The sequence below is a fragment of the Corallococcus terminator genome (assembly GCF_049194865.1).
Classification (GTDB): Bacteria; Myxococcota; Myxococcia; order Myxococcales; family Myxococcaceae; genus Myxococcus; species Myxococcus terminator_A.
The window spans coordinates 129,464-155,198 of record NZ_JBLZWL010000142.1 but is presented as its reverse complement, the minus strand read 5'-3'; the positions used below and the strand labels follow the sequence as shown (position 1 = coordinate 155,198).

Here is a 25,735-nt window from a genome sequence, read left to right as displayed (position 1 = left end):
CGTGCCTGGCATGCCCAGAGGCGCACCGGCTCGCACGCGAGGGGGCCTGACTGGCGGAGCACCACTTCCTACCTTGTCGCTCATGAAGGATTCCAGTCGGCAGCTCCCGGTCTACGTGCCCGCCCGCACGGTCTGGGCCGTGGGGCTGCAGGTGCTGCTGCTCGCGGTGTGCTGGCTGGTGCTCCGACGGCTCTATCCGCTGCTCACGCTCCTGGCCGTCGTGATGCTCCTGTCGCTTGCCCTGGACCCGCTGGTGCGGAGGCTGGAGCGGTGGGGGCTCAAGCGCGGGTTGGGTGTGGCAGTGGTGGCGCTGGTGCTCCTGGGGTTGATGGGGGTGATGGTGGGCACGCTGGTGCCCGCGCTCGTCCAGCAGATTGAAGGGCTGGTCCAGGCGATGCCAGGGCTGCTGGAGCGGCTCTCCCAGTCCAAGTGGGTCCAGGAGCTGGGCGTGCGCTACGGCTTCGAGCCGCGGCCCGAGGAGCTGCTGCGCTTCGAGCCGGTGGACCTGGCGGGTCGTGCCGTCGGAGTCCTCTCGTCCACCCTGGGACTGGTGGCGGCGGGCGTCACCGTGGTGGCCCTCTCCGTGTTCAGCCTGCTGTTCGGCAAGGAACTCTACGAGAGCATCCTCCAGTGGGTGGTGCCGCGCCGTCGGCACCACGTGCGTGAGCTGGTGGAGCGCATGCGCGCCGCGGTGAGCAACTACGTCGCGGGCACGCTGCTGGTGATGACCATTGGAGGCACCGTGGCCGCCACCGTCGCGCTCATCCAGGGCGTGCCCTTCTTCCTGGCCCTGGGGTTGGCGGTGATGGTGCTGGGCGTCATCCCCTACATCGGCAGCGTCATCAGCGGCCTGCTGGTGAGCCTCACGACGCTGGCCACGGTGGGGCTGCGCCCCGCCGTCATCGCGTTGATTGTCTTCATGGTCTACCAGCAGATCGAATCCAACGTGCTGAGCCCCATGGTGCAACGCCGCGCCATCCGGATGAACCCGCTGCTCATCTCCATCGTCGTGCTGTGTGGCGGCGCGCTGGCGGGCTTGCTGGGCGCGGTCATCGCCGTCCCCCTGGCCGCCGCGGCGCAGGTGCTCGTCCAGGAAGTGCTCCGGGCGCGGCAACTGCGCTGGAAGCGCGCCCACCGCCGCGAGCACGCCCGGCGACAGGCGGGGAAGGGCGCGGTGGAGGAGGGGCTGCTGTTCGCCGGCCCCATGGACGAAGCGCCGGACGACCGCCATTGAGCGCGGGAGGAGCCCCGACGTGAAGAAGGGCTCCCGGCGGATGGCCGGAAGCCCTTCGGATTCAACTCAGCCTGACCTCAGTGCCGCCCCTCCGGCCCGGGATGCGCCGGAGGAGTGGCGCGGGGTTCAGCGGCCCGCGGGGGCCGTGCGGCCCTGCGAGGTGACCGGCTTGCCGCTGTCCACGGCAGCCACGGACGTGCCGACCGAGAAGACCATGTCGTCACGGTCGTTGTAGCCACCCGAGGCGCACGAGCTCGCCGAGCCGCTGAAGCGGAACTGCGGACGGATGGCGTGCGTGCCCGCCGTGGCGCCCAGGTTGAACGTGTGCGTGAAGGTCCGCGCACCCGTCCCCGTGCAGGCCTGGTTGGTGGTCAGCGCCGCCCACGCGGGAGCCGACGCGTTCGTCGTGTAGTAGAGGTCGAAGAAGTCCGTCGTCCCCCAGCACCACACGGTCACTTCCACCGTCACCTGCTTGCCGACGGCGAAGGCGCCCTGGTCCGTCGTCTTGAGGACCACCCGGTCGATGCTCTCGTCGGCGTGGTACGTGCCGGACGTGCCGTCAGCGCACGAGTCGTTGATGGTGTTCGGCTGGTTCGGCTCGGTGCCCGCGGCGAGCGTGCCGCGGCCGTTGACCAGCGTGGGGCCGGTGTCGCAGCCGCAGACGCTGCCGCACGTCGGCGCCTGGAGCGTGGCGTTGAACGTGGCCAGCGCGGGCGTGCAGACCGTGCTGGTGGTGAAGCCGCGCGTGGTGCTGTTGGGGCTGGCGCCGCAGACATCCGCGGCGCGGACCCGCCAGAAGTACGACGTGGCGCTCGCCAGGGCCGGGGACACCGTCCAGTTGCTGGCCGTCAGGCCCGTACCGGTCCGGACGATGTTGGTGAACGCGGAGTCCGTGGCCACTTCGACCACGTAGCTGCCCGCGCTCGCGACATCCGACCAGTCCAGCGCCGCCGACGTGGCGACGCCCGTGGCGCCGTCCGCCGGAGAGGCCAGCGTCGGAGCCGCCAGCACCGTGCAGCCGCGCGTGGTGTAGCTGAACGCGTTGGACCACGCGCCCACACCGCCGCACGAGTTGTTCGCCCGCACGCGCCAGTAGTAGGTGGTGTTGACGCTCAGCGCCGGGGACACCGTCCAGGTGCTGGAGACCAGCGAGTTGGCCGAGGCCACCACCGTCGCGAACGTCGGGCTGGTGGAGACCTGGACCTCGTAGGTGGAGGCACCCGTCACATCCGACCAGTCGAGCACCGCGGCCAGCTCCGCGCCGGTGGCGCCGTTGCTGGGGGTGCTCAGCGTGGCGAGGCCCGGAGCGGTGCAGGAGGGCGTGGCGCACGAGCAGGTGCTCGCCGCGCCGTAGCACGCGTTCGAGGACGCGGGGACGATGGAGTAGCAGTACTCGCGGCCGTTGGCGACCTCGCTGTCCGTGTAGGTGGTGCCCGTCACGGTGGCGACCTTCGCCTTGCCGAAGTCACAGCCCATGCCCTCGGTCTTCATCACCCAGTACTCGCTGGCGCCAGCGGAGGCCGTCCAGTTGAGGGCAATCTGACCGTCACCGGGGGTGGCGGTGTGCGTGGGCTTCGCCGTGGGGCCGCCCGAACAACCGGAGTTCACCGGGGGCGTGGTGTTACAGGCGATGTTGTGGCGGTTGAACGCGGCGTGGATGGCCGTCATGTGCGGCGTGCCGTCGGCCAGGTTGCCGTTGTCGTCATCCGCCGCCAGCCACTGCATGTAGCCGTTGGTGGAGCCGCAGCCGTCGGACGTGCCGCCGGTGCAGTTGCAGGAGTGCCACGCGCCGACGTTGCCGCTGCCCTGGTAGAACAGCTTGTTGCCGACGATGAACGAGGTGTTGTCGTCGTAGTTGAACGGCGCGGCGGCCAGGTCGATCTTGACCAGGTCCCAGGCGGCCTGACGCGCGGGCGAGGCGGCGCAGTGGACCTGACGGCTGCACGGGCCGGTGCCGGAGCTGCAGTTGGGGCACACGAAGTTCTGCGGGGTGGCGGGAGGAGCGGCGACGCCGCCGAACGTGGCGGCCTTCCAGTCCGCGTCACGCACGCCGGAGCACTTGGTGTTGCACCACGCCTGACCGACCTGCGACTCGTTCTGGTTCTGGCTCAGGCCGTCAGGCGTCAGACCGCAGCCACGGCTGGTGGTGAGGAAGAAGCCGTAGCCCACGCAGGACGTCTGCAGACGGTAGATGGCCGCGATGTCCGCGTAGCCCTCGCTGGAGTTCGACAGCGAGCCGTTCGCGTCGAAGTCATCCAGGCCATGGCCCCACTCGTGGTCGAACACGGCGCCAATCTCACCGGTGTTCCCGCAGCCTCCGCCGCTGCGGTAGAAGTTGACGGAGGAGCCGTTCCAGAAGGCGTTGCAGGTGCTGTTGATGTTGACGTTCGACAGCAGCTGCGTGGACAGCCAGGTGTTGCCCGGCAGGTAGCCGCGGGCCTGCTCGGCCAGCTTGTTCAGCTCGTAGAAGCTGGAGCGCGACGCGGCGGTGTTGCCCGCGGACGTGCCGGTGGGCACGGTGCAGTCGTGGTTGCCGTTCGCGCCGCCCAGGGCGATGTTGCCCGTGGTGGAGCTGACGTTGACCGCGCCGCAGGTGTCCGACACGCGGACGTAGCGGCCGGCCAGCGTGGTGTTCGAGGTGCCGGAGCTGTAGGCGAAGATGCCCGCGCCATCCGTGAAGTTGTTGGGCGAGGCCACGCCCGTGTTCGCCCAGGGCATGGGCGAGTTGGGCTTCATGGTGCCGCACACCGTGTTGTCCACGCAGGTGCCGATGTTGGTGGACGGGTAGATGCCGCCCTGGATCTGCGCGTCGAAGTAGTGGTTGTCGTCCTCGATGGCGAGCGTCTCGCCGGAGTCCGCGTCCACCGTCACCTTCCAGCGCTGGTGGGCCGCCGGGTCCTGGAAGCCGTAGGCGTAGACCAGGCGATGCTCGTAGCCGGTGCCCGTGGCGCCGGCAAAGGACTCACCCTGGGGCGCCATGGGGGCGATCTCCAGCGTGGGCTGCTGCCAGAGCTGCTGCGGGCTGGTGCTCAGGCCGACGAAGCCGTTGCCCGCGACGAGCGCGTCAGTCGGCGCGAGCGCCGGGCGCGTGTCGATGCCCACGTTGGCCCACGCCTCGGTGCCGATGAGGATGAGGTTGCCGTGGCTGATGGTGGCGGCGATGCGCGCGTGGCGCACCGTCAGGCCGTTGACCACCTGCTGGATGTGGACCTGCCACAGGTTCTCGTTGATGCGCGTGACGCGGGGCGCGCCCAGCTGCATCAGGTCGATGTTGAACGCGGACTGGTTGTCCGCGATGAACTTGAACACCAGGTCGCCGATGACGGACTCGTCCACGTCCGCCACGGAGCGGCCGATGGACTCACGCACGCCGTCCAGCGTCACGTTGTTGCGGAAGCCCTTGCCGGGGATGAGGGGAACCGAACCCTCGATGCCCGACGGGGTGCCGGTGCGGGGGTCGATGTGGACGCGGAAGTCCTTCCCGTTGCGGGAGAAGAAGTCGTCCCAGCCCGTGGCCGTCTCCTTGGCCATGGTGCGCATCGCCTGGTCCAGCGGGGTGTTCTGGATGGGCAGGTAGAATTCAGGCTTGTAGAAGGCCTTGCTGGCGATGGCGCTCTGCCCCTGTTCGGGGGGTTGCACCGCCCAGCTCGTCGCTGACATGAGCAAGGCAAGACATGCTGCTGACACCTTGGTGTGGCGCATGCGGTTCTCCTCTATGGGGGTCCCGAGGGTCGGACCCGAGGTGGCTCCCAGACAGACGGAGCCCTCAGACGCCTTACTGATGACCCACTAAAAAATGAATATGCCTTATTCCCGGTCAGCCCATTGAAACTGGATCCCTAGGAAATTCATGGGCCTCAAGTGTTAACTGGTCAACACATCGACGCACTGTAAGTGAAACCCGCAGTTGCGCGGAGCGCGGAAGTGTGCCGCCTCATTAGAATTTTATTGACTGGTTGTGCGGGCTAGCGCGGCCAGATGCGCACCCAGTCATCCTGGATGAGCTTGCCGTTGGCGCTGTCGGTGCTTCCGCTGGCCATGAAGCCGCGAGGCGCGCCGAGCGCCAGCGCTCCGGCCTCCACCCACAAGAGCAGCAGCAGCACCACCGCGAGCGCGGGCACGCGCGTGGCCAGTGCGGGGCGGCGCGCGGTGAGGACGACGAGCGGCAGGAGCAGCAGCGGCACGAGCGCGGGGAAGATGGTGAGCAGGCCGCGCGTGTAGCCGAAGAAGGCGACGGTGATGAGCGCGCGGTGGAGGACGACGAGCGTGAGCAGGCTGAGCTCGCGCCGGGTGCGGGTGAGGGACAGCGCCGCGCCCGCGACGAGCAGCGCGAGCAGCGGCCACTTCAGCCAGGTGCCCTCGGGGACGAAGAGGTCCACTGGCGCGCGCGCGCCGCGCAGGCCCCCGGGGAGATTGGAGGCGCCCAGCCCCAGGCTCAGGCCGTCCAGCCAGCGCAGCAGCTTGGTGCTCCACAGGCGCGCGGCGTCCGAGGGGTGCTCGCGCATCCACTCGAGGCCCACCGCGTAGCCGTGCAGCAACAGCTTGCGCTGCGCGGGATTGGCCACGTCCAGGTTGCCCTCCTGGCCCAGCTGGTTGACGGAGTCCGGGGTGAAGCCGCCGGTGGCGCGGGCGTGGTTCGCCATGGCGAAGTTGATGGGCCCGTAGGCGGTGACGGGCGCGAGCACCGGCAGCGGCTCCAGCGTGGGCGTGTTCGCGTTCAGCTCGCCGAGCACCCGCGCGTTGCGCACGGCCCAGGGCGTGAGCACCAGTGCGCAGACGAGCACCGCGGCGCCCCAGCGCGTGGCCAGCGCGGGCAGCGGCGTCGAGCCCCGGTACAGCCAGGCCCACGCGAGCAGGAAGGGCCACAGGTAGAGGTGCTCGGCGCGGGTGAGCGAGCCCAGGCCCATGACGAGACCCAGGAGCGCGGCGCCGCCCCAGCTCGGTCCCGCCTTGTGCCGCAGGACGAGGGCGAGGGTGGCGGACAGGAAGAAGGCGTAGAGGACCTCGTTGCTGTACGTGGTGGAGAGCACCAGCCAGCCGAAGCTGGAGGCGAAGAGGGCCGCGCCCACCAGGCTCCACGCGGTGCCCAGCAGCGTGCGCCACCAGGCCCAGGACAGCGCCACCGTGGCGGCGCTCAGCGCGGCGAGGCACAGCTTGTAGGGATAGGCATTGCCCTGGGGCTCACCCAGCACGCGGTACAACACGCCGAGGAGCCAGGGGAACAGGGGCGGGTGGTAGGGCAGGGTGGCCGGGCCCTCCGTGCCTCGCACGTGCTCCAGCGCGTACGCGTGGAAGAAGCGCGCGTCGCCATAGAAGAAGATGGAGAAGGGCCACGCGCGGTCCGGCGCGGATTGGAGATACAGCCACCGCAGCAGCAGGCTGAGCGTGAAGGTCACCGCCACGCCCAGCGCCACCGGGTGCCGCTGCCACAGTGCCCTCGCGCTGACGAAGAACCGGCGCATGCCACCCCCAGGAATCGGCGCAGGCTAGCACCTCGGGCCCGAGCGGGGCCCGGGCGTTCAGAAAAGCGCCCTTGCCGTGAGTTGTGGATGGCGGGAGGCGCGACGCGCTTCCTAGAGTCCGGGCGCCGCGACGTTGGCGGCATCCCCGCATCCCGGCTCGGAGGGCCGAGTGTCCCAAGCAGGTGAGAAGTCCATCCTGGCCATCGACCTGGGCACCTCGGCCGTGAAGCTGGCCGTCGTCACCCTGCGAGGCCGGATTCTCGGCGGCGAGGTGGAGCCCCTGGAGCTCAACCTCCTGTCCGATGGAGGCGCGGAGCAGGAGCCCGAGGCGTGGTGGAGCGCCGTCGTCCGGGGCACGCGCCGCCTGCTGGAGTCGGGGCGCGTGGCCGCGCGCGACATCGTCGGCGTCAACTGCAGCGCCCAGTGGTCCGGCACCGTGGCGGTGGACGCGAAGGGCAAGCCCCTGCGTCCAGCCCTCATCTGGATGGACTCGCGCGGAGCGCCCCATGTCCAGCGCGCGGCCGGGGGGCTCCTCCCCATCGAGGGCTACGGCGCGGCGCGCCTGTTGACCTGGATTCGCCTGACGGGCGGCGTGCCCAGCCTCTCCGGCAAGGACCCGGTGGGCCACATCCTCTACCTCCAGGCCGAGCACCCCGACCTCTACCGCGACACCTACAAGTTCCTGGAGCCCAAGGACTGGCTCAACCTGCGGCTGAGCGGGCGCTTCGCGGCGTCCTACGACTCCATCACCCTGCACTGGGTGACGGACAACCGCGTGCTCCACCGCGTCGACTACGACGAGCGACTGTTGAAGCTGTCGGGCCTGCACCGCGACAAGCTGCCGGACCTGGTGCCCGCGGCGAGCGTGCTGGGGCCGCTGAGCGCCCAGGCCGCGAGCGAGCTGGGGCTGAGCCAGGACGTGCGCGTGGTGTCGGGCGCGCCGGACATCCTCGCCGCGGCGGTGGGCTCCGGCGCGGTGGGAGACAACTCGCCGCACCTGTGCGTGGGCACCTCCTCCTGGCTGTGCTGCCACGTGCCCTACAAGAAGTCGGACCTGTTCCACCAGATGGCGTCCATCCCGTCCGCGCTGCCGGGGCGCTACCTGCTGGCCAACGAGCAGGAGTCCGCGGGCATCTGCCTCACCTTCCTCAAGGACAACATCCTCTATGGCCAGGGCGGCAAGCCCGGGGAGAAGGAGGAGGACTCCGCGGAGGTGTACCGGTTGATGGAGCGCGAGGCGGGTAAGGTGCCCGCGGGCAGCGACAAGCTCATCTTTATGCCCTGGCTCAACGGGGAGCGAAGCCCCGTGGACGACAAGTCCCTGCGCGGGGGCTTCTTCAATCAGTCCCTGAAGACGACGCGGGCCCACATGGTGCGGGCGGTGATGGAGGGCGTGGCCTACAACTCGCGCTGGCTGTTCACCTACGTGGAGCAGTTCGTCGGACGCAGGCTGGACTCGCTGCGCATCATCGGTGGCGGCGCGCGGTCCGCGCTGTGGTGCCAGATTCACGCGGACGTGCTGGAGCGGGTGATTCAGCAGGTGGACGAGCCGGTGCTCGCCAACGCGCGCGGGGCCGCGTTCCAGGCGGCGGTGGCGCTGGGGGAGCTGACGGTGGAGGAGATTCCGTCGCTGGTGCCCGTGGCGCGCACCTTCGAGCCCGACCCGGCGAACCGGGCGATGTACGACGAGTTGTTCCGCGAGTTCGTCAATCTCTACAAGAGCAACAAGGCCATCTTCGCGCGCCTCAACCGCGCCCGGAGCGCCTGACTCCCAGGAGTGCGCATGGCATTGCCAGACCCGAAGTCGCTCAACCTGCTGAACCACGTCCCGCCCCGGCTGTTGTCCGTGGCCGAGCGCTATCTCAAGGCCGTGCCGCTGGTGCGTGACCTGCTCTCGAAGGAGACGGACACGCTGCTGTCCGAGCTGGAGGGCAGCCTCAAGCCCTACCGGGGGAAGATGCCGGCCTTCGCGAAGCTGCCGGTGACGGGCCGCTCGCGCGAGGAGGTGCTGCGCGAGCTTCAGGCGCTGGAGGCGCAGGAGGAGGAGCGCTGGCGAGATGGCAAGGTGTCTGGCGCCGTCTACAACGGTGACCAGGAGCACATCGACTTCCTCAACCGCGTCTATGGGCTGCATTCCCAGAGCAACCCGCTGCACGCGGACCTGTGGCCCAGCGCCACCAAGTTCGAGGCGGAGGTCGTCGCCATGGCGGCGAGCATGCTGGGCGCCGATGCCGCCAACGCGGGCAAGGTGCCCGCCGAGCACGTCTGCGGCTCCATGTCCTCCGGTGGCACCGAGAGCATCATGCTCGCGGTGAAGACGTATCGGGACTGGGCCCGGGAGACGAAGGGAATCACGAAGCCGGAGATGGTGGCGCCCTCCAGCGCGCACCCGGCCTTCGACAAGGCGGCGCACTACTTCGGCGTGAAGATGGTGCGCGTGCCGGTGGGGCCGGACTACCGCGCGGACGTGGCGGCGACGCGCAAGGCCATCAATCGCAACACCATCCTCCTCATCGGCTCCGCGCCGGGCTTTCCCCACGGCGTCATCGACCCCATCTCCGAGCTGTCGGAGCTGGCGCGCAAGAAGCGCCTGGGCTTCCACACGGACGCGTGTCTGGGCGGCTTCGTGCTGCCCTTCGCGCGCACGCTGGGGCGTCAGGTGCCGCCCTTCGACTTCCGGCTGCCGGGCGTGACGTCCATGTCCGCGGACACGCACAAGTTCGGGTACGCGGCGAAGGGCTCGTCGGTGGTGCTCTACCGGGGCACGGCGCTGCGCTCGCACCAGTACTTCACCGCCACCGAGTGGCCCGGGGGCATCTACTTCTCGCCCACCTTCTCCGGCAGCCGCCCCGGCGCGCTCATCGCCGTGGCCTGGGCGGCCCTGGTGAGCATGGGCGAGCAGGGCTACCTGGAGGCCACGCGCCGCATCCTGGAGACGGCCGACACGCTCAAGCAGGGCATCCGCTCCATTCCCGAGCTGCACGTGCTGGGAGACCCGCTGTTCGTCATCGCCTTCGGCTCGGAGACGGTGGACATCTTCAAGGTGATGGAGCGGATGGGCGAGCGCGGGTGGAGCCTCAACGGCCTGCACAAGCCCGCGGCCGTGCACATCTGCGTCACCCTGCGGCACGCGCAGCCGGGCGTGGCGGCGCGCTTCCTCGAGGACCTGCGCGAGGCGGTGGAGCACGTGAAGGCCCACCCTGGCGAGAAGGGGACGATGGCGCCTGTCTACGGCATGGCGGCCGCCGTCCCCTTCCGGGGCCTGGTGAGTGACTTGCTCAAGAAGTACATGGACCTGCTCTACAAGGTCTGAGCGTCACGCCCTGGCGCCGCGCGGCCTTCAGTGAGGTCGCGCGGCCCACTCCCAGGTGGTGCCCTGGTGCAGCGCCGCGTAGATGTCGTCGCGCAGGACGTTGCACTCGTCATGCGTCAGCGTGCGCTCCAGCGCGCGCAGCACCACTCTCAGGAGGACGTTCTTCTGGTCGGTCCGGAGCGCCAGGCGCTTCACCGCGCTGGGAGGCAGCGCGGCGTAGGGCGTCTGCGTGACGACCTCCACGCTCTCCACCAGCTCCGCCCGCTCGCCGAGCGCGGCGCGCACCGCGTCCCCCAGCTCCTCGGACGTCCGGCCCTCGTCGAGGACGAGTGACATGTCCCGGCGCACCGCGGGCATCGACGACACCGGGCGGTAGGGCTCCAAATCCAACAACTGGGTGGCGATTCGCGGGTTCGTGGAGCGCAAGAGGCGGATGTCATCCAGGCCCTTGCGCAACATCAAGATGCGGTCCAACCCCAGACCCATGGCGAGTCCGGTGACGGGCCCCGCCTCCAGTCCGCTCTCCGCGAGGAGCGCGGGCAGCGCCAGGCCGCACTCGCCAATCTCCACCCATTCGTCGCCCTCGCGCACGTCCACCTGGAGCCCGTCCGTGGTGTACGGGTGCACGGCGTCGGTGAGCCGCGTCTCTCTTCCGGGCAGCAGCGAGCCCACCACCGTGGCAATCATCTGTCGCAAGTCGGCGGGCGTGAGGGGTGGTCCTCGTCGCACGCGCCAGAGGTCCATCTGGTGTGGCTCTCCGGTGTGCAGGCGGTCGATGCAGTCGCGGCGGTAGACGAGGCCCGGACACGCCAGCAACACGTCCTCCGGTGGAGACGCGGCCAGCCCGCGCAGCGCCGCCGGAATCATGGCGGAGGTCTGCGAGCGCAAGAGCGCGGTGTCGCAGACATACCGGGTGTAGCGCGCGTCCCGGGCCACGCCTCCGGGTGGGTAGTGGAGCCGGTCGTAGTTGTCGGCGATGGAGACGACGGGGCTCTGTCGGTGGAGCAGGACGTCGCAGCCCCAGGTGGCGCGCAGGGCGTCCAGCGCGGAGGCCACCAGCTGCTGGAGGGCATGGGGACCGGAAGCGGGGTCGGTCAAATCACGAACGGACAGCGCGCGCCGAAGCTCCTCGGCGCTGAGGATGGAGACGGAAGGGGACGACATGGAAACCTCTCGGAAGCGGTGGAAACGCAGGGTCTCCGGCACGCCGAGCGAGAAGTCCGCCAGGCGCCGCCGGCCTCGGATGCCCCCCCGGCGGCTCCGGGTGGGCGTCGCGCCTGACGGCGTTTCACCAACGAGAGGTTGCGTGCGCTCAGCGCGGCACGGCCTCCCGACACCCAAAGGGAGCCGGGGGGCGGCTAAATCGACGAGCACTGACGACGAGCACCATGCCCGTACGAATAACGCCAGCCGCTTCCGCTGGCAAGTGGGGGCCCCTCACCCGCTCACGCCGAGAGGGTGCGGCCGAACACGTCGAACAGCTCGCGCCAGTGCTGCTCGGCGGCGTCCTTGTCGTAGGTCGCGGAGCCGTCCACCGCATAGCCATGGCGCGCGCCGACGTGGAGGTGGGACTTGTGCCGGACGCCGGCCGTCTTCAGCGCTGTCTCCAGGCGCAGGATGGCGTCGGCCGGCATGCTGCCGTCCTGGTCCGCGTGGCCGAACACCAGCTCTCCGCGAACGTCGCCGACGCGCAGGTGGGCGCTGTCCGGTGCGTCCGTCGCCAGCCGGCCTCCGTGGTTGGACACCGCCGCGACGACGGTGTCCGGAAAGTCCGCGGCCAGGCGCAGGGCCATCGAGCCACTCATGCAATAGCCGGCGACGCCGACCTTGGTGCCCTTCACTTGAGGCAGTCGCGAGAGGAAGTCGAGCTGGGCGGCGCCGTCGTCGCGCAGCCGCGCGGGAGTCAGCGTCGCGATGAGCGCGTAGATGTGCTTGCGGAACGCCTCGTCCGCGAACGAGCCACTCAAGTCCAGGCTTCCGGCGCGGCCCTCGCGGTAGAAGACGTTCGGCAGCAGGACGACATAGCCGCCGTCCGCGAGCCGCTGGGCCATGTGCTCGAAGGCGGGCCGGATGCCCATGGCGTCCGTCAGCAGGATGACCGCGGGCCACGGGCCGCGTCCCTCCGGCTGGAACAGCTTCGCGTCCATCGCTCCATCACAGGTCGGCAGCTCGATGTCTTCCATGGGCACTCCTCGAAGGCGGGGGGCGGTGTGGCTCGCCGCGCGGTGCGGCTCGCTATAACGACCGGGTGGCGATCTCCGCCAGTTCGGCGTCGGTGAGCGGCAACGGATTGGCCTTCATGCTGCTCGCGGCGCGCGCCTTCGTCACCAGCTCGGGCACCCGCGCGGGCGTGAGTCCATGGGCGGCGAGGCCGGGGATGCGCAGGTCCACGCGCAGGGCCTCCACCCACGACAGGGCGTCCTCCTCGCGAGCCTCGGGACGGCCGGTGAGCAGGATGGCCAGCTCCCGGAAGCGGGGCAGGGAAGGGTGCTCCGGTGCGCGGGCGCGCAGGGCCCTCAGGTTGACGTCGAGCACGGCGGACAGCAGGGCCGCGCACACGGCGCCATGGGGGGCGTCGAACATGCCGCCCACCGGCGCGGCGAAGCCATGCACCGCGCCCAGCCCGGAGTTCGCCAGACACAGGCCGCCGAAGAGGCTGGCCAGGGCCAGGTCCTCGCGTGCCTCCGCGTCCAGCCCCTCCAGGACGGCGCGCCGCAGCGAGCGCGCGGAGCGGCGCAGGCCCTCCCGAGCCAGGGAGTCGGTGAGGGGATTGGCGCGCGCGGAGAGGAAGGGCTCGATGAGCTGCGACAGCGCGTCCATGCCGCTGGAGGCGAGCACGGAGGCGGGCGCGCCGATGAGCAGGTCCGGGTCCACGAGCGCCACGGCCGGCAACAACTTCGGCCCGCGCAGGCTGGCCTTCACCTGGGCCTCTCTCGAGCCCAGCACCGCGTTGCGCGTCACCTCCGAGCCGGTGCCCGCGGTGGTGGGAATGGCCACGAAGGGGAGCGACGCCCGGGTGAGCGGCTGGCCCCTTCCGATGACCTCCAGGTAGTCGAGCGGGTCTCCACCCTGCGTCGCCAGCGCGGCGAGCGCCTTGCCCGCGTCGAGCGCGCTCCCGCCTCCCATCGCCACCACCACGTCGCAGCGCGCCTCTGCGAGCAGGCCCAGGCCCTGGCGCACCAGGTCCACCGTGGGCTCCGACTCCACCCGGAAGCCCGTCACGACGAGGCCGAGCGCCTCCAGTGACTCGCGCAGGGCGCTGGCGCGCGCGGGCGTCTTCCCGGTGACGAGCAGCACGCGCTGACCGCCGAGCGCGCGCACCAGCTCCGGGGCTTCGGCGAGGCGGCCCGGGCCGAAGACGATGCGCGTCGCGGTGGCGAACTCGAAGGCGGTGGGACTCACGTCACCACCCGGCGTCTTCGGGGAACAGGTTGACGAACTTCTGGCTGGTGCGCGGCTGCGCCATCATCGGCGCCACGGTGTCGCGCCAGGTGAGGTAGTGGGCCGTCTCCTTGTGCTCCGCGGGCGCCTGGGCCGTCCGGTAGACCTCCACGAGCACGAAGCGCGTCGGGTCCTCGGAGTCCTGGAGGAAGTCGAAGCGGGCGATGCCGGGCTCCTTCGCGCTCGCGCGCGCGTTGGCCACGGTGGCTTCGCGAAAGGCGTCCACGTGCTCCGGCTTGACGTGGATGTGGACCTGGACGACCCGCAGGCTGTTGGGCATGTCCTGAAACTACTCCGGGCCGAGGCCGCGTGGGGACGCGACCTCGGCCCGGGAGAGGGCACGGTGTGGGGTGCCGTACAGCCGCGGGCGTGCTACGGGGCCTTGATGACCGCCGTGGGGTTCAGCACGTCCTCGAGCTTCCGGGCCATCACCCATCCGTCGTGGTAGACGATGCCCGTCTGGGTGATGGTGTCGTTCCGGTACAGGCCCACCTTCAGGTAGTTGACCTGGCCGGAGTACTGGGTGGCGATGTAGCGCTTGGGCATCACCAGCTTGCCGTCGAGGTACAGCTCCACGAAGCCCACCTTCGAGTCCGCCGACCAGCGCACGTGGAAGATGAAGTCCATCCACTTGCCGCGCGTCAGCGGGGCGCGCCAGACGATGGTGCCCGGGTTGCCGCCGATGTTGAGGCGGACCTCGTTGCCGTAGACGTAGAACTCCACCGGCGGCGAGCCGCCCACGGTGTCGCTCTCCTGGTGCCACTGGGTGAAGAGCTGCCAGGTGTTCACGTTGGGGAACGTGGAGTCGAACATCGTGCTCCAGCGGTAGTAGTACTCGGAGCCCGACGGCTCGCGCGTCATCCGCACCAGCTCGTTGCGGTTGCCGCTGGAGTTGATGGGGTCGTCGCCCCTCTTCACCGTGGCCTTGAGCGCGTAGCCGCCCTGACGCTTCGGTGACGACACCATCGCCAGCCGGTCCGCGCTCACCATCTGCGCGCGCGTCCACTGGCTGATGTTGTTCGTCTCGAAGTCACCCACCCACACCACGCTGTTTCCCGTGGGGGGAGGTGTTGTCGGAGGCGTCGTCGGAGGAGGCGTCGTCACCGTGGTGGAGCAGGCGCGGGCCTCGGCGATGGAGACCCAGTCGTTCACGGTGTTGCCCATGAAGGTGATGCGGACGCGACGGGCGGAGGTCGCGGCGAAGGAGTACGTCTCCGCGGTGGACGTCTTCCGGCTCGTGGCGCTGTGGACCTGCGTGTACGTGTGGCCATCCGGCGAGACCGACACCGTGAAGGTGTTGGCCCGCGTGGTGCCTTCGTGCCAGGCGATGGTGACGCCCGAGATGGACTTGATGGAGCCCAGGTCGTAGTCAATCCAGCCACCCTTGCCGAGAAAGCTCCAGCGGGTGTCCAGCTTGTCGTCCATCGTGTTGGCCGGCACGTTGCCGTCATGACCCTTGGCGATGACTGACGCGGCCGTGAGCTGGTTGCAGCCCGTGGCGGTCAGCGCGGCGGCGGAGACGGACGTGGCGAACTCCGTCGCCTCGAGCCCGGCGGGGGCCTCGCCCATCTCGGTGACGTCGTCCTGGGGACCGCAAGCGGTGGCGCCCAGGCCGAGCAGTGCTCCAGCCAGCAGAAGAGACTTCTTCATGTAGGGACCTCTGGGGAATTCAAAAACAGACAGACGGGGAGTGTGTCCGGCGGCCGTCTCCCGACGGGCCGGTATTTGATTTCAGCTGGGGGGCTTCTCCAAGGTCACGGCGGGGGTTCGCCGCGTTGCGACGGAGACAACCATCGACCAAATTTATTTCGTATTCAACACTTCTCGACACGCCTGCCTGCCCTCCAAGAAAAGAGGCGGGACATACTCTTGGTGGGGGTTCAGGCGGTGGGATTGGAAACGTCTGTCATTGGTGGCGGATTGGGGCGGAGGGTGAGGGCTGGAGCGCACCGTGAGCGGGGCCGAGGGGGCGTGCGGTGGCCTGGAGGGCAGGAGCACAGGCGAATTCAATACACACACACCACCCCCGGGCCCGAGGGGCTCGGCCGCGCGGTGGCGTTAGAGGTTCGGGCTCTTGGAGGTGCTCATGACCTCGTCTTCGGGCGTGTGCCTGGCCTGCGGGACGCGACTTTCCCCTGGCTTGTCCACGTGCCCGCGCACGCCGCCTCGGATGCCCCTGGCCGCGGGGGTGCGTCGGTGGCGAGTGGCGTCATGTCAGCCGCCGCTCGTCGGGCGCACGGCGCTGCTGGAGCGGCTGAAGTGGTGCGCGGAGGAGGCCCGGCGAGGTCTGGGCCGCGCCGTCTGGCTGATGGGCGCGGAGGGGATGGGCAAGTCGCGACTGAAAGACGCGCTGGTGGAGTCGCTGGCCGCCAATCGCTTCGAAATCTGGGAGGGCAGTGGCCTGGCGCTGCCCGGGACTCCGGCGGGGCCGTTGATGGAGTTGCTGGAGGCCACCCGGGGATTGCGGCCCGTGGCGGGCGTGGGGCGGATGTCGACCGCGGAGGCGGAGCGCGTCGCCCACTTCCTGGAGGGGCGCGAGTGGCAGGGCATCCCGGCGAGCCTCTCCGCCGAGAGCCTCGCGCTGTTCGACGCGCTCTGCCACGCGCTGCTGCCGCACCGAGGGCCGCGCATCCTCATCCTGGAGGATTGGCAGCACGCTGACCCGCTCAGCCGGGCGCTCGTCGAGGTCCTGGTGTCGCGGCTGGCGCACGCGCCGGTGCTCGTGCTCGTCCTGGAGCGCACGGGGGGGCCCGCGCTTCCTCCTCCGACGGCGGAGCTGCTGGAGGTGGGGCTGCTCAATCCGGAGGATGCCGCGGCGCTGGTCGCCACACGTCTTCGTCCGGGCTGGCCCAAGGAGGCGTTGCTCCGCGTGGGAGCGGGTCACCCGCTGCACCTGCTGCATGTGCTCGCGTTCCATGAAGAACATCCGCGAGCGCCCCTGCCGGAGTCGGGACCGGCGGTGCTGGCAGCGCGCTTCGAGGCCTTGTCGCCCACCTGGCGCGAGGCGCTGTCCGTGAGCGCGGTGCTGGGGCCGTGCTTCCCCCGGTCCGTGCTGGGGGCGCTCGTCGGCGGGTTCTCGTCGCTCGCCGGGCTGGAGGCGGGGGGCTGGCTGATGGCCGTCTCGGGCGGGCGGTACACGCTGGGGGCCCGGCCGCCGGAGATGCGCGACGAGGTGTCGTCGGATGTGGAAGGGCTGGCGCTGCATTGGCGTGTGGCGGAGGCGTACGAGGCCCTGCCCGCGGAGGTGCGGCGTCGTGCCTGCGCGGAGCTGGTGCGTCACTGGCTCGCGGCGAAGGTGCCGCAGCGGGCGTTGCCGCACCTGCTGGAGGTCGCCGGGTGGAACCTGGCGGCGCTGGAGCCGGCGGCGGCGCTGGGGGTGTACCGCGTCGCGCTGGCTGTCGCGGGCTCGCTCTCGTTGGAGGCCGCGCGTCAGTGGTCTCGAGTGCTGTGGGAGCGAATGGGAGACGCGCACCGGCTGGCGGGAGAGCGAGCGGAGGCTGAGTCCGCCTGGCGCATCGCGCTGTCGCTCGAGGACCCGGGCGCCGCGCTGGCGACGCCCGAGCGGCTCCAGTGTCTGCGCAAGCTGGCCGCCGTGGTGCTGTCGCTGGAGCGCTACGAGGAAGTGGTGGAGCTGGGGCAGTCGGTAGGCGAGTTCGAGGCCACGCGGGACGCGCTGCTCTGCTGGGCCTCGCTGGACGCGCTGTGTGCGCTCGCGCTGTGCTGGCTGGGGCGCTTCGAGGAGGCGGAGTCGCGGCTGGCGGGTGCGCGGGGGAGGTTGCTCCAGGCGCCGCACCAGGAGGGGCCGGGCCGGGCGAACGTGGAGGCCGCGCTGCACCGGGCCAGGGGGACGCTGCTGATGGGGCAGGGGCGGCCGGAGCAGGCGACGGTGGAGTACGCGGCCGTGCTGCGCTGGACGGAGCGCGCGGGGGACACGTGGGAGCACTCCACGGCCCTGTTCAACCTGGGGGATGCCTACGCGCGAGCCGGCGACCGGGAGCGGGCGGTGCACTACTTCCAGCTCGCGCTCGACTTGAAGGCGCGCATGGGGGACCGGGGCGGCATGGCGTACACGCACCACGGGCTCGCGCTGCTGCACAGCCAGGCGGATGCACCCGAGCTGGCGAAGGAGGACGCGGTGCGAGGCCTGCAACTGGCGGGGATGCTCGGGGACAGGAAGCTGAAGTCACTGCTGCGCTGTGCCCTGGGGCGGGCTCACCTGCGACTGGGCGAGCGCGAGGAGGCGGCACGACAGCTCCAGCTCGCCGCCCAGGACGCCGCCGCCGCCAATGCGCGTCCAGAGCTGCTCCAGGCCCAGGCCGCGCTGCGCGCCCTGGAGGCCCGGCGCTGAGAACGAGAAGCGACGCGGGTCCTGGCGCCGGGGGTCGGCTGTTCGGTGCCCCTCACCTCGCCGGAAGAAACGTGGGAGTTGACGGAACCGTCATCGAGCGTCGAGTGTCCAGCGCGAGTGACTTCCTTCTCGCCGCGCTCCGGGTTGCCGCTGTTGTGCCTCGCCTGGGTGTTGTCCGCCCAGGTCGCCACCGCCTCCACGCCGGACGTCTTCGAGGCCTGGCTGCGTCCCGCGCACGCGGCGGCGGAGGGCTTCGCGCCGTGGCCGGAGGTCGCGCGGGCCGGGCCGGGAAGCGACGTGCGCGCGCTGGCCCGGGGCCGCGTGGTGGCGGTGGGCGCGCGAGGTGACAGCGTCACGCTGGAGCACCTGTATCATGATAACCACGAGCTGCTCCGCGCCCGCTCGGAGTACTCGGGACTGCGAGGGGTGACGCTGCGTCCCGACGCGCTCGTCACGAAGAACCAGGTGCTGGGGCAGGTGGGCTCGTCCGCGCCGCTCACGGTGGTGCTGCACACCGACCGCGCGCTGTCAGCCGCCGAGGCCCGACGCTTCACCGCCGCGCATGCCCGACTGCCGCGGCCCGCGAGCGAGCCCGTGCTGGTGCTCATCTCCCACGCACTGAATCAGCTCCGGCTCTACGAGCGAGGCGTGGAGCGGGCGCGGGTGGAGGTGGGCTTCGGCCAGGAGGCGGGGCCCAAGGAGCAGCGAGGCGACAACCGTACGCCCGTCGGCATGTACTTCATCGTGCAGACGGTGCGTGGGGAGATTCCCGGGCCCTACGCCGCGTACTACGGCGGCCACTGGCTGCGGGTGAACTACCCCAACCCGTGGGACGCGAGCCGAGGGGTGAAGAAGGGCTGGCTCACGGAGAAGACGCGCGAGCGCATCGCCCGCGCCTGGGAGGCCCGCGAGGCGACGGAGGCCACCACGCGGCTGGGCAGCGGCATCGGCTTTCACGGGTGGGCGGGCGAGTGGTCCCTGGAGGCGAGCGGCGGCCGGCTGTCCTGGGGCTGTGTCGTGTTCCACCCCCGCGATATCACGGCGCTGTATGACCAGATGCCGCTCGGCACCATGGTTGTCCTCTTCTAGTAGGGCCCGAGGCATGGAATCCTTCGCGGGTGATCGAGCTAGAGACTCCCGAAGCCTTCGAGCGGCACCTTCGCGACGGCCGCACCCTCGTCAACGTCGTCATCCAGGGGTTGGACCTGCGGCGCTACACGCGCGAGCTGAGCACCGCCGCGCTCGAAGGGACGGTGTTCCTGGGGTGTGAGCTGGAGAAGGACGCGCTCCAGACCGCGCTCGCGCATGGAGCCCTCGTCTTCCCGCCCATCACCGGGGTGCCGTATCAGCCATACCGGGGCGGCCTGTACTCGCCGGAGGAGCTGTACTCGGACTTCGACCGGACGCGGCCGGAGACGTACGCGGACACGCTCGACGCGCGCATCTACCGGCACTGGGAATCACACGGCCGGGGCTCTCCGCCGACGCTGCTGGAGACGCTCGCGCAGCGGCTGCATGACCACGCCGTCACGGATGCGATGGAGGACCTGCTCGCCGCGTCGGGCCCGCCCCGGAAGGTGGTGGCCATCATGGGGGGACACTCCATGAAGCGCGGCAAGCCGGACTACCGCGAGGTGGCGACGCTGGCGCGGGAGCTGACGCGCGCGGGCTTCTTCCTCGTCAGCGGCGGCGGCCCTGGGGCGATGGAGGCCACACACCTGGGCGCCTGGTTCGCCGTGCGTCCGGAGGCGGAGCTGGACGCCGCGCTCGAAATCCTCGCCCAGGCCCCCAGCTACACGGACCGCGAGTGGCTCGCGCGGGCGTTCGACGTGCGCGCGGCCTTCCCGCTGGAGCCGAAGGACGTGTTCGCGTGCTCCAGCCTGGGCATCCCCACGTGGCACTACGGCCACGAGCCGCCCAACCCCTTCGCCACGCACATCGCCAAGTACTTCGCCAACAGCGTGCGCGAAGACGGTCTGCTCACCATCGCTCGAGGCGGCATCGTGTACGCGCCCGGCAGCGCCGGCACCATCCAGGAGATCTTCCAGGACGCTTGCCAGAACCACTACAACAGCGTGGGCGTCATCAGCCCGATGATCTTCCTGGGCCGCGAGTTCTGGACGCAAACGCGCCCCGTCTATCCGCTGCTGGCTCAGCTCGCGCAGGGGCAGGACTACGCTCGGCACCTGCTGCTGACGGACTCCCGGGAAGAGGTCCTCCGGGCGCTGCGGGAGTACGACGCGGCACTCATCGCGGGCTGAGGCGCGGCCTTCGAGCGCGTCACGAAGAAGGGCTCATGGGACGGCATCGCCACCTGTACGAAGACAAGAAGTGGATGAGCAAGCCGCGCGCGTTCGGCAAGTACGGGCCCGTGCGGCCCAAGGCCATCTTCTTCGACGTGGACAACACCCTGGTCGACCGCGAGGCCGCCTTCGTGCGCTACTTCGAGGCCTTCATGGCCCGGTTCCCCGACGTGTTTCCCGAGCACCGTCGGGCCGAGGACCTGGCCACCCTCCAGAAGCTCGACGAGTGGGGAGGGCGTGACAGGGAGGCCTTCTGCGCTGACGTGATTGACACGTTCCCGACGGGGATGAAGGCGAAGGAGTTCTGGTTGGACTTCCAGTCGAAGCTGTCGGACTTCGTGGTCGGCGACCCGAAGCTGGCGGCGTGGCTCGACACGCTGGCGCGGCGCCAGCCTGTCGAGGTGGTCTCCAACGGCTTCTCGGGAACGCAGCGCAGGAAGCTGCTCACCGCGGGCCTCTACCACTCCGTGCCGGAGGGCTTCTATTCGAGCGAGGTGGGCGTGGAGAAGCCGGACCCGGCCATCTTCAAGGCCGCGCTGACGCACGTGAATCGCGAGCCCTCCGAGGTCATCCATGTGGGTGATGACCCGGTGCGGGACATCGTCGGCGCCACGCGGATGGGGTTCACCACGTGCTGGGTCTCCCATGGACGGGAGTGGCCCGAGGCGCTGCCGCCGCCGACCTTCACGGTGGAGCGCATCACCTCGCGACACGAGTCCCTCGCGGAAGTGCTCTCGACATGGATATGAACACGGTGGTCGGCTCGCACGACCTGCTCTTCCTCACGCTGGACACCCTGCGCCACGACGTGGCGACCGAGCTGGCCACCGCGGGGCGAATCCCGCACCTGGCCGCGCTGATGCCGGGAGGCCAGTGGGAGGAGCGCCACTCGCCCGCGAGCTTCACCTACGCCGCGCACCACGCCTTCTTCGCGGGCTTCCTGCCCACCCCCGCGCGACCAGGCAGGCACGCTCGGCTGTTCTCCATGCGCTTCGAGGGCAGCGAGACGACGGGGCAGGGCACCTGCGTGCTGGACGCGCCGGACCTCGTCACGGGCCTGTCGGCGCACGGGTACCACACCGTGTGCATTGGCGGCGTGGGCTTCTTCAACAAGCTCAATCCCCTGGGCAGCGTGCTGCCGAGCCTCTTCGCGGAGAGCCACTGGAGCCCGGAGCTGGGGGTGCGCGAGCCTCGCTCCACCGAGCACCAGGTGTCCCTGGCCGTCCAGCGACTGGAGGTCGTGCCCCCGGAGCAGCGCGTGTTCCTCTTCATCAACGTCTCCGCGCTGCACCAGCCCAATCGCCACTACTTGCCCGGGGCCACCGAGGACTCCGTCGCGTCCCACGCGGCAGCCCTGGAATACGTGGACAGTCAGCTTCCACCTCTTTTCGCCGCGTTGCGGCGCCGGGGGCCGGCTTTCTGCATCGTCTGCTCGGACCACGGCACGGCGTACGGCGAGGACGGTTATAACGGTCATCGCGTGGGCCACCCCGTCGTCTGGACGGTGCCCTACGCCGAGTTCACCCTGTCGTGAGAGTCCTCACCATGACGCGCCTGGAGCAGATGCTGGGGGAGACGCCGTACGTGGCGTACCTCTATGGCTACCCGCACAAGACGGCCTACCGGCCCTTCACACCTGCGCTCTCGCTGGAGTCGGTGTGGGCCGAGGAGCGGCGGGATGCCCTGTTCCTCTACTTCCACGTCCCGTTCTGCGAGATGCGCTGTGGCTTCTGCAATCTCTTCACGGCGGCGGGGCCGAAGCAGGACGTGGTGGACGGCTACCTCGGGGCGCTGGAGCGCGAGGCGCACCGGGTGAAGGCCGCGCTGGGGACGGCGAGCTTCGCGCGGCTCGCGGTGGGGGGGGGCACGCCCACGCTGCTCGACGTGGCGGGGCTGCATCGCGTCTTCGACCTGGCGGAGAAGGTGCTGGGCGCGGACCCGCACCACATCCCCGTCTCGGTGGAGGTGTCTCCGGAGACGGTGGACGCGGAGAAGCTGCGGGCGCTGCGCTCGCGCGGCACGGACCGGGTGAGCATCGGCGTGCAGAGCTTCATCGAGGCGGAGGTGGCCGCGGTGAAGCGGCCCCAGCAGACAGCGCAGGTGGAGGCGGCACTGGACCTCATCCGCTCCACGGGGTTCCCGACGCTGAACCTGGACCTCATCTACGGCATGGAGGGCCAGACGGTGGAGACGTTCCTGTACTCCATCCAGCAGGCGCTGCGCTTCACGCCCGAGGAGATCTACCTCTATCCGCTCTATGTGCGCCCGCTCACCTTCCTGGGGAAGAAGGCGCGCGCGTGGGATGACCTGCGAATCGCGCTGTATCGCGCGGGCCGCGAGTTCCTCCTGTCCCAGGGCTACACGCAGGTGTCCATGCGCATGTTCCGCGCTCGCCACGCGCCGGACGCGGGAGGCCCGGTGTACCGCTGCCAGGAGGACGGCATGGTGGGGCTGGGGTGCGGGGCGCGCTCGTACACAGGGCAGGTGCACTACTCGTCGGAGTACGCCGTCGGCTCGCGCGAGGTGCGCTCCATCATCGCGTCGTACAGCGCGCGCACGGCGGAGTCCTTCGGCGAGGTGGGGTACGGCTTCCGGCTGGACAGCGAGGAGCGGCGGCGGCGGTACATGTTGCTGTCGCTCCTGGCGGAGGGCGTGGACTTCGCGACGTACCGCGAGCAGTTCTGCACCGACGTGCTGGAGGACTTCCCGGAGCTGCTGGAGCTGGAGGTGCACGGGCTGGCGCTGCGGGACGGGACGGCGCTGCGGCTCACTCCGGCGGGCGTGGAGCTCTCGGACCTGCTGGGGCCCTGGTTGCACTCGACGGGGGTGCGTGAGCTGTCACAGGAGTACTCCTGGCGATGAAGCTCACCGTGCTCTACCGGGGTCCGTTGTCGAGCTGTAACTACGGCTGCGAGTACTGTCCCTTCGGCAAGTGGAAGCACACGGACGAGGAGCTGGAGAAGGACCGCGCGGACCTGGAGCGGTTCCTGTCGTGGGTGGAGGCGCGCACGGGAGACACGGTGTCCGTGTTCTTCACGCCGTGGGGCGAGGCGCTCATCTGGCCCTGGTATCAGCAGGCGCTGGCGAGGCTGACGCAGCTGCCGCACGTGGAGCGGGTGGCGGCGCAGACGAACCTGTCGTGCAAGCTGGACTGGGTGAAGGACTGTCGCGCGGAGAAGCTCGGCATCTGGGCGACGTACCATCCCGAGTGGATGAAGCGCCGTCGCTTCGTGGCGCAGTGCGAGACGCTGACGGCGCTGGGTGTGCGGCACAGCGCGGGCATGGTGGGGTTCCTGCGCTTCGCCGAGGAGGCGGAGGCGCTGCGCCGCGAGCTGTCCGACGACACGTACCTGTGGATCAACGCGGTGAAGGACGGGCAGGAGGAGCCGTACACGCCCGAGGACGTGGCGCGCTTCACGGCCGTGGACCCGTTGTTCCCGGTGAACAACGTGCGGCATCCCAGCCTGGGTCGTGCGTGCAGGGGAGGGGAGTCGGTCATCTCCGTGGATGGAGAGGGCACGGCGCGCCGGTGTCACTTCATCGATGAGCCGATTGGAAACATCTATGCGCCGGACTTCGACCAGGCGCTGAGGCCCCGGCCGTGCGCGAAGGCGACGTGCGGGTGTCACATCGGCTACGTGCACATGGACTACCTGGAGCTGGACCGCGTGTTCGGCTCTGGAATCCTGGAGCGTGTGCCGGTGACGCCGCTGTGGCGGAGGTCCTCCAGCCATTCGAGGAGCTGAGCCTCTGGAAGGTGATGTGAGCGGCTCTTCCAGAGGGCGCGCTCCAGTCCTCGAGGTGGCCGCAGGCGGGCTTGCAGGGCCTTGAGCACGCCGGGCTCGGCGTAGGCGCGCAGGAAGGCCATCGCGAGGGAGAGGGCCTGTTCCCGCGTCGCGCGCCCTCTCAGGTCGAGCAGGAAGACGAACAGGTCATCCGCGTGTCGCGCGTCGGCGGAGAGGTGCGCGTCGTGCTCGGTCTCGAAGTCGATGAGCCAGGCGCGCTGCCCGGCTTTGTCATAGAGGACGTTCTTCAGGTGGGCATCGCCGTGGGACCACGGGTGCGAAGTCTGGGGTGATGTCAGGCCATGGGCCCGGTGCAGCTCGCGTGCGGCGGCCTCCACCATGGCCTGTGTCAATCGTCCTTGCGCGAGCAGGAGGTCGAGGCGCTCACCTGGAAGGGCTTCCAGTGCGACGGCACGTTGCCCCCGTGCCTCGGCGGTACGGCCCGGGTGGAGGAGCGCGAAGGTGGACAGCTCCCAGTCGCGCCAGTGCTTCGCCGAGGGGAACATCCGGATGTGGCTGCGAGACAGGCGCAGGAAGACATTGCCCGCCGCAATCACCGCGCCCATGCCGAGCCGACGCTGCTTGTGCCAGAGCGAGATGTCCTGACGGGCCTCCAGCGCCACGGTGTTGACGCGCACGGAGTCCACAGCGCGTGCGAGGCCTCGATTCCACAGCTCCGCGAGCCTCACGCTCGCAGGTCCTCGTACCAGTGCACCACCGCGAGGCAGCCCAGGCACCAGCAGCGGACCCAGCCGCGACCGACGAGTCCCCCGAGGAGCATCACTCCGGCCAGCATGAGCACCGTGCCCACAGCGCCCGGGGTGCCGCCTGCTCGGCGCAGCAACGCGCGTCCGCTGCGCCACGGGTGCTCGACGCCGTCCATCAGCAGGGGAAATAGGAAGAGGCCCTGGACCTCGGCGGCGTAGAACGCGAGCACCGCCAGCGCGAGGCCGACAACGTGCGGCAGCCCGAGGCCCACGGCGAGTCCCCAGCAACAGAGGGCCGCGAGGAGCGCACAGCCATACTTGAACGCGCCCCATCGGCCGGCGTGTGGAAGCGTGGCGAGGACGGGACGCCCGCGGACCTGAGTGAGCGCGTGGGCCATCCACGTCGCGCTGCTGGCGAAGCCCCCACGCCATGCGCTCCGGGCTTCGTGGGCGAGCGTCGAGCCTGGGGCGTCGTAGAGGTGGGCGGCGCGCGCCAGCAGCTCCAGTCCTCGCCGCCATGGAGAGCGCGAGTGCTCAGCCATGAAGGTGCTCGCGAACGAAGCAGAAGTGGGCCCATGCGAGGAACGCCGTCGCATGGCCGAGGAGCAGGGTGCGATGCAGCAAGGACTCCCAGCGGTCGCACCGCCGACGGTGGAAGACGAACTCGTCGTAGCAGATGAGGACCACCGTCCCCATGAGGACGACGAGCACGGGGAGCAGGAACACGACAGGCCGGTGTGCCACCGAGGCGGCGCACATCAACAGGAAGAGCGGGAAGCCGCCGCCAGCGAGGGCGAGGAACTCCGCGCGGTGTTCATTGGGGCCGACTCGGAGCTGCGCCACGCGGTGGTAGCGCCAGTCCATCACGCCGGCGACTGTCGCGGTCGTCCCGGCGAGCGCAATCACCCAGAGCTCCCAGGGGTAGCGCAGGGGCTCCGCGAGCCAGGAGAAGCGCGGCTGGCTCGACACCACCGCCAGCGCCACGCAGAAGAGCGCGCCTGGGGCGAGCGAGGCCAGGAGGTTGGCGGCATCGCGCAGCCGCGCCAGGGGCACACGAGGCTGGGGAACGGTGAGCTGGGAGGCTGCGTTGGCCATGAAGGACCGCCGGGAGCACGGCGACGCCTCAAGAGCGTCGATGCGCG

Annotated in this window: 20 protein-coding genes; 10 read left to right on the top strand and 10 right to left on the bottom strand. The window is 70.2% G+C overall.

Translation table 11 applies throughout. From position 1 onward, the window contains the following. Positions 1 to 82 precede the first annotated feature (82 nt). Entirely contained in the window at positions 83 to 1,234 is a 1,152-nt protein-coding gene (locus ACN469_RS42215) for an AI-2E family transporter (protein WP_498777972.1), read from the top strand. A gap of 126 nt (positions 1,235 to 1,360) precedes the next feature. Here the strand turns inward: ACN469_RS42215 and ACN469_RS42210 are convergent, their stop codons facing one another. After that, the gene (locus ACN469_RS42210) at positions 1,361 to 4,936 is read right to left on the bottom strand and encodes a fibronectin type III domain-containing protein (RefSeq protein ID WP_498777848.1); all 3,576 of its coding nucleotides are present in this window, start codon (positions 4,934 to 4,936) and stop codon (positions 1,361 to 1,363) included. Between the two features lie 263 nt (positions 4,937 to 5,199). Beyond that, positions 5,200 to 6,696 (bottom strand): ArnT family glycosyltransferase, encoded by a 1,497-nt coding sequence (locus ACN469_RS42205; RefSeq protein ID WP_498777846.1) that lies wholly within the window; start codon positions 6,694 to 6,696, stop codon positions 5,200 to 5,202. A gap of 169 nt (positions 6,697 to 6,865) precedes the next feature. Between ACN469_RS42205 and ACN469_RS42200 the strand changes: the two genes are divergently transcribed. Further along, on the top strand, positions 6,866 to 8,464 hold the full coding sequence (locus ACN469_RS42200) for a xylulokinase (RefSeq protein WP_498777844.1): 1,599 nt from the start codon (positions 6,866 to 6,868) through the stop codon (positions 8,462 to 8,464). Positions 8,465 to 8,479: 15 nt separating this feature from the next. Further along, a complete protein-coding gene (locus ACN469_RS42195; protein WP_498777842.1) occupies positions 8,480 to 10,009 on the top strand; it encodes a pyridoxal phosphate-dependent decarboxylase family protein in 1,530 nt (509 codons plus the stop codon). A 27-nt stretch (positions 10,010 to 10,036) separates the two neighbouring features. Here the strand turns inward: ACN469_RS42195 and srmL are convergent, their stop codons facing one another. The 5 genes from srmL to ACN469_RS42170 form a co-directional block, all read right to left on the bottom strand. Next, on the bottom strand, positions 10,037 to 11,173 hold the full coding sequence (srmL, locus tag ACN469_RS42190) for a PheS-related mystery ligase SrmL (protein ID WP_498777841.1): 1,137 nt from the start codon (positions 11,171 to 11,173) through the stop codon (positions 10,037 to 10,039). A gap of 281 nt (positions 11,174 to 11,454) precedes the next feature. Beyond that, positions 11,455 to 12,192, bottom strand: coding sequence for a dienelactone hydrolase family protein (locus tag ACN469_RS42185; RefSeq protein WP_498777839.1), 738 nt, complete (start codon positions 12,190 to 12,192; stop codon positions 11,455 to 11,457). A 52-nt stretch (positions 12,193 to 12,244) separates the two neighbouring features. Then, a complete protein-coding gene (locus tag ACN469_RS42180) occupies positions 12,245 to 13,411 on the bottom strand; it encodes an iron-containing alcohol dehydrogenase (protein WP_498777837.1) in 1,167 nt (388 codons plus the stop codon). Between the two features lies 1 nt (position 13,412). Continuing rightward, positions 13,413 to 13,730, bottom strand: coding sequence for an antibiotic biosynthesis monooxygenase (locus ACN469_RS42175; RefSeq protein WP_498777835.1), 318 nt, complete (start codon positions 13,728 to 13,730; stop codon positions 13,413 to 13,415). A 92-nt stretch (positions 13,731 to 13,822) separates the two neighbouring features. Next, on the bottom strand, positions 13,823 to 15,100 hold the full coding sequence (locus tag ACN469_RS42170; RefSeq protein WP_498777833.1) for a heparin lyase I family protein: 1,278 nt from the start codon (positions 15,098 to 15,100) through the stop codon (positions 13,823 to 13,825). Between the two features lie 436 nt (positions 15,101 to 15,536). Between ACN469_RS42170 and ACN469_RS42165 the strand changes: the two genes are divergently transcribed. The 7 genes from ACN469_RS42165 to ACN469_RS42135 all read left to right on the top strand — a co-directional run bounded on the left by ACN469_RS42165 (position 15,537) and on the right by ACN469_RS42135 (position 23,847). Next, positions 15,537 to 17,798: an AAA family ATPase gene (locus tag ACN469_RS42165; protein ID WP_498777831.1), complete on the top strand. Its 2,262-nt coding sequence runs from the start codon at positions 15,537 to 15,539 to the stop codon at positions 17,796 to 17,798. Positions 17,799 to 17,915: 117 nt separating this feature from the next. Beyond that, entirely contained in the window at positions 17,916 to 18,887 is a 972-nt protein-coding gene (locus tag ACN469_RS42160; protein ID WP_498777829.1) for a L,D-transpeptidase family protein, read from the top strand. A 29-nt stretch (positions 18,888 to 18,916) separates the two neighbouring features. Beyond that, positions 18,917 to 20,059, top strand: a complete 1,143-nt coding sequence (locus ACN469_RS42155; protein ID WP_498777827.1) for an LOG family protein — start codon at positions 18,917 to 18,919, stop codon at positions 20,057 to 20,059. A 35-nt stretch (positions 20,060 to 20,094) separates the two neighbouring features. Further along, a complete protein-coding gene (locus ACN469_RS42150; protein ID WP_498777826.1) occupies positions 20,095 to 20,850 on the top strand; it encodes an HAD family hydrolase in 756 nt (251 codons plus the stop codon). After that, positions 20,841 to 21,635, top strand: coding sequence for an STM4013/SEN3800 family hydrolase (locus tag ACN469_RS42145; RefSeq protein WP_498777824.1), 795 nt, complete (start codon positions 20,841 to 20,843; stop codon positions 21,633 to 21,635). Before ACN469_RS42150 ends, ACN469_RS42145 begins: the two co-directional genes overlap by 10 nt. 11 nt (positions 21,636 to 21,646) lie before the next feature. Beyond that, positions 21,647 to 22,963, top strand: a complete 1,317-nt coding sequence (locus ACN469_RS42140; RefSeq protein ID WP_498777822.1) for an STM4012 family radical SAM protein — start codon at positions 21,647 to 21,649, stop codon at positions 22,961 to 22,963. After that, positions 22,960 to 23,847, top strand: coding sequence for an STM4011 family radical SAM protein (locus ACN469_RS42135; RefSeq protein WP_498777820.1), 888 nt, complete (start codon positions 22,960 to 22,962; stop codon positions 23,845 to 23,847). Before ACN469_RS42140 ends, ACN469_RS42135 begins: the two co-directional genes overlap by 4 nt. Here the strand turns inward: ACN469_RS42135 and ACN469_RS42130 are convergent. From ACN469_RS42130 to ACN469_RS42120, 3 genes are read right to left on the bottom strand one after another with little or no spacing between them, the layout of a single operon-like run. Next, positions 23,751 to 24,575: a hypothetical protein gene (locus tag ACN469_RS42130; RefSeq protein ID WP_498777818.1), complete on the bottom strand. Its 825-nt coding sequence runs from the start codon at positions 24,573 to 24,575 to the stop codon at positions 23,751 to 23,753. The two genes, ACN469_RS42135 and ACN469_RS42130, sit on opposite strands and share 97 nt — an antisense overlap. Next, complete coding sequence (locus ACN469_RS42125) at positions 24,572 to 25,135, bottom strand: hypothetical protein (protein WP_498777816.1); 564 nt, start codon at positions 25,133 to 25,135, stop codon at positions 24,572 to 24,574. Before ACN469_RS42125 ends, ACN469_RS42130 begins: the two co-directional genes overlap by 4 nt. Then, positions 25,128 to 25,688, bottom strand: a complete 561-nt coding sequence (locus ACN469_RS42120; protein ID WP_498777814.1) for a hypothetical protein — start codon at positions 25,686 to 25,688, stop codon at positions 25,128 to 25,130. The genes ACN469_RS42125 and ACN469_RS42120 overlap by 8 nt, the downstream gene beginning before the upstream one ends. Positions 25,689 to 25,735: the final 47 nt, after the last annotated feature.